The following is a 2,944-nucleotide window of genomic DNA, read 5'->3' as shown; positions in this document are numbered from 1 at the left end:
TGCAGCTCTTCTATCGTCTTACAGGAAGAGGCATCGATTTCGTCCTTCATATGGCCAAAGAATGATTCCATAGGGGCATGATTCCAACAGTTTCCTTTGCGAGACATTGATTGGGTAAGGCCCATTTCTTTTACGCGGCGGCTATATTCTGGATGCGTATAATGCATGCCTTGATCCGAATGTAAGAGGGCTTCCGGATGAATATTACCCTCCAATGCCTCATCCAATCGACGTAACGTTTGATAGACAATGTCCATTTTTAAAGAAGAAGAGAGATAATAGGCTAACAGTTCCTTTGTTGTAGCGTCTTTTACACAAGACAAGTAAGTAGGTTTTCCAATTTGTAAATACAAATACGTAATGTCTGTACCACAAAATAGACAGATTAATAGGAGAGGTGGAGTTTGGTATAATATGGAGACAGAATGGGCAAATGCATTAAAAGAGGTGCCTCCTAAGAAAGTCTCCGTTAATATTAAACCAATTTATTCAAGTAACTCAATGCGACCAGATTCATTTACTATAAGATATCAAATTGAAGGAAAACGACAAGTAAGGTTAGTGATACAAAATCAATCAGGAGGTTGAGAATATGAGTTTTGAAAATGAACTAAATGAATTATATAAACAGATAGCTCAGCAAGTTAACGATTTAATTCCAATTGAATGGAGCGACTTTTATTTCAATGGAGAAGTGAAGGATAAAGAAGGTGGGGTATTCTTCTTTTTTACCCCTATTGGCAGTAATGAACCAGTTTATTCTCATGATATCCCAGATATTTATTCTATAGATGAGAGTGTCTATGATGAAGAGATTCATAAATTGTTTGAACTAACAGTTAAACTGCAACAGGTTTTTATTGATAATGACCAAGAACCTTGGTTTTCAGTGACATTATTACTTAATGCATTGGGAAAACTAAACGTACATTTTGATTACTCAAATTGGCATGATAGCGAATTTGGTCCGGCAGCTAGAATTGAATATTTTGAATATAAATATGTAAGTCAAAATAAAGAACAGCTAGATTTAGATTTAATAGAGAGAATGAAGAAATTTGAAGAAAAGTAAACATTTAAGCACTTGGTTGCCTTTTAGGCAACAGGTGCTTTTGTTCTTGGTGAAGTAAGAACAACATGAATGAGACCAGTTTGAAATTCATAGCTCATGAAGGTAGTACCATCATGGAGTATTGATTTTATATTTGGATTTTGTGAGACGATAAACAGGAGAGATGACATTTTACATGCCAAGAAGACTTATGAACTGCAAAACCTACAAACTAAAGATAATGACAAAGCTCATAATGCTAAAGGTGGTAACGATACGGATACATGCTTCGTGGTATTTGTAGGACTTTGCACATTGCTGATACCGAATAGATGTGTCGGTTTTCCCTAATGACATCTATTTTCGTCCCATGATCAGCGCGGCTTGCTTTAAAATATCGACTTCCATTTCTAACTGTACCTGATACTCATACTATAGCTATTGGAAAAACGGACATATCAGGACTAGAAGAGAAGCTTTTTGAAGGGAGTTCAATAAAAGTTCATAGAGAAGCTGGATTGCCTGATTTAGATGAAATAATGCCTAATAGAGAAATAAGAGCTCCGTATGATGGAACTAATCCACGACATATACAATTTATGAAGCACGCTGAAGAAGGAGTTATTAATGAATTTGATATGGCAATCAAAAAAATAGGGGTTAATCCAAATGAGGTGGAAGGAACTCTTGTAATACATCAGTCAAACCCAAGAGGTGTATGCTCGATATGTACTTAGGGTATGACTAATCCGAATAAAGAAGGCGCGATATTCATGCAGTTTACTAAAAGTATCCTAATTCGACAATTAAAGTTACAACTGAAGTCAAAGAAGGTATAAGGGTTTCTGGAAAGGAAAGTTTTATTTTAAGAAATGGAAAATTAGTTGAGTAAATGAGGGATATTATGTTAGATACATTTGAGAAATTAGAATCAGATAGACAAGTTGCATTTATGTTAGGGTTAAGTGAAACAGTTGTTGATTTGTTAATTTCTTCTTCAGCATATAAGGATATAAATAACGCTATGAAAGCTTGCTGGGAATGGATAGAAAATAAGAGATATTCTGGAGATGAGATCTATTACCTATTAGACGATGGGACAGAATTTACGGGGCTATTTATGCAAATGCAAGATGAGAATGAACCATTAAAAGAATTAGTTTGGGGTTGCATTGTAGATGCAATATCTTTTACTAATTGGAGAGCTTATGAGTTTGATAATGAAGAATATTTACCTGCACCAATAGAAAATGTAGACGAAAGTATATTACAGCAGTTTCTAGAGGGTTTTTATGAGATAAAACTAATAAATAAGGTTGTGGTTAAAGAGTTCATTAATTATTTAAAGGATAGTAATACTTCGCTAAAAAAAGACGGTATTATGAACTTTTTAAAAGGGTTGCAATAGAATTTAAAGCATTTGATTGTCTACTATAGGCAACAAGTGCTTTTTGTTTTTTGCGAGAAATTTATGCTTTGGACGACATGAATAATGCTTTTGTGAAATTCATAACTTATGATGGTTGTACCGTAAGCCCGAAATATAAAAAAAACGTACCACAAAGATACGTTCAACAAATAGCCGTATACTGCTCAAGATTTCATGAATATACGGCTATGTTGCATTTTTACATGTCAATTGGATGCTTTTTGACCAAGGCATGTGCCGCATTTGCGGCGTTCGATTTTCTTCCCGGCGTCAAAGCCGCGCGTAAATTAGCTGGCATTGGTCGAGCGTTCGGTACAAGAGGCATCAAGACGGCAGTAAAAGCAGACTTCAAGCAAAGCATGACCTCCATTAAAACGCTCGCCGGAAATGCAGCCGATTTTGGAAAACAACGCGTGAAGCAATTAGGCGATCTAGCAAAAGGCGGTAGTAAAGCACATGAAATA

6 protein-coding genes are annotated in these 2,944 nt (G+C 35.5%); 5 read left to right on the top strand and 1 reads right to left on the bottom strand.

All coding sequences use genetic code 11. The features are described from left to right. On the bottom strand, nt 1-323 hold a 323-nt coding region (locus tag A374_RS18860), incomplete at its 3' end, for an IS3 family transposase (protein WP_007203848.1). A 37-nt stretch (nt 324-360) separates the two neighbouring features. Here A374_RS18860 and A374_RS18855 point away from each other — a divergent pair. From A374_RS18855 to A374_RS18835, 5 genes are all read left to right on the top strand, one after another. Then, nucleotides 361-588, top strand: coding sequence for a DNA/RNA non-specific endonuclease (locus A374_RS18855; protein ID WP_050979785.1), 228 nt, complete (start codon nt 361-363; stop codon nt 586-588). 4 nt (nt 589-592) lie between these two features. After that, nucleotides 593-1,072, top strand: a complete 480-nt coding sequence (locus A374_RS18850) for an immunity protein YezG family protein (RefSeq protein WP_007203846.1) — start codon at nt 593-595, stop codon at nt 1,070-1,072. 497 nt (nt 1,073-1,569) lie between these two features. Further along, nucleotides 1,570-1,788: a hypothetical protein gene (locus A374_RS19685; protein ID WP_007203844.1), complete on the top strand. Its 219-nt coding sequence runs from the start codon at nt 1,570-1,572 to the stop codon at nt 1,786-1,788. Between the two features lie 167 nt (nt 1,789-1,955). Beyond that, a complete protein-coding gene (locus tag A374_RS18840) occupies nt 1,956-2,459 on the top strand; it encodes an Imm6 family immunity protein (protein ID WP_007203843.1) in 504 nt (167 codons plus the stop codon). 242 nt (nt 2,460-2,701) lie between these two features. Then, nucleotides 2,702-2,944 (top strand): hypothetical protein (locus A374_RS18835; RefSeq protein ID WP_040340759.1); only part of this gene is annotated, 243 nt, incomplete at its 3' end.

This window comes from Fictibacillus macauensis ZFHKF-1, assembly GCF_000269865.1.
GTDB classification, from domain to species: domain Bacteria; phylum Bacillota; class Bacilli; order Bacillales; family Fictibacillaceae; genus Fictibacillus_C; species Fictibacillus_C macauensis.
Note: the sequence above shows the minus strand (reverse complement) of the source record. Positions and strands in the feature narration are given on the sequence as shown.

Bases quoted from the DNA above. Each gene is read 5' to 3' on its own strand.
- A374_RS18855 (WP_050979785.1), top strand. From the start codon at position 361: ATGTCTGTACCACAAAATAGACAGATTAATAGGAGAGGTGGAGTTTGG.
- A374_RS18840 (WP_007203843.1), top strand. From the start codon at position 1,956: ATGTTAGATACATTTGAGAAATTAGAATCAGATAGACAAGTTGCATTT.
- A374_RS18850 (WP_007203846.1), top strand. From the start codon at position 593: ATGAGTTTTGAAAATGAACTAAATGAATTATATAAACAGATAGCTCAG.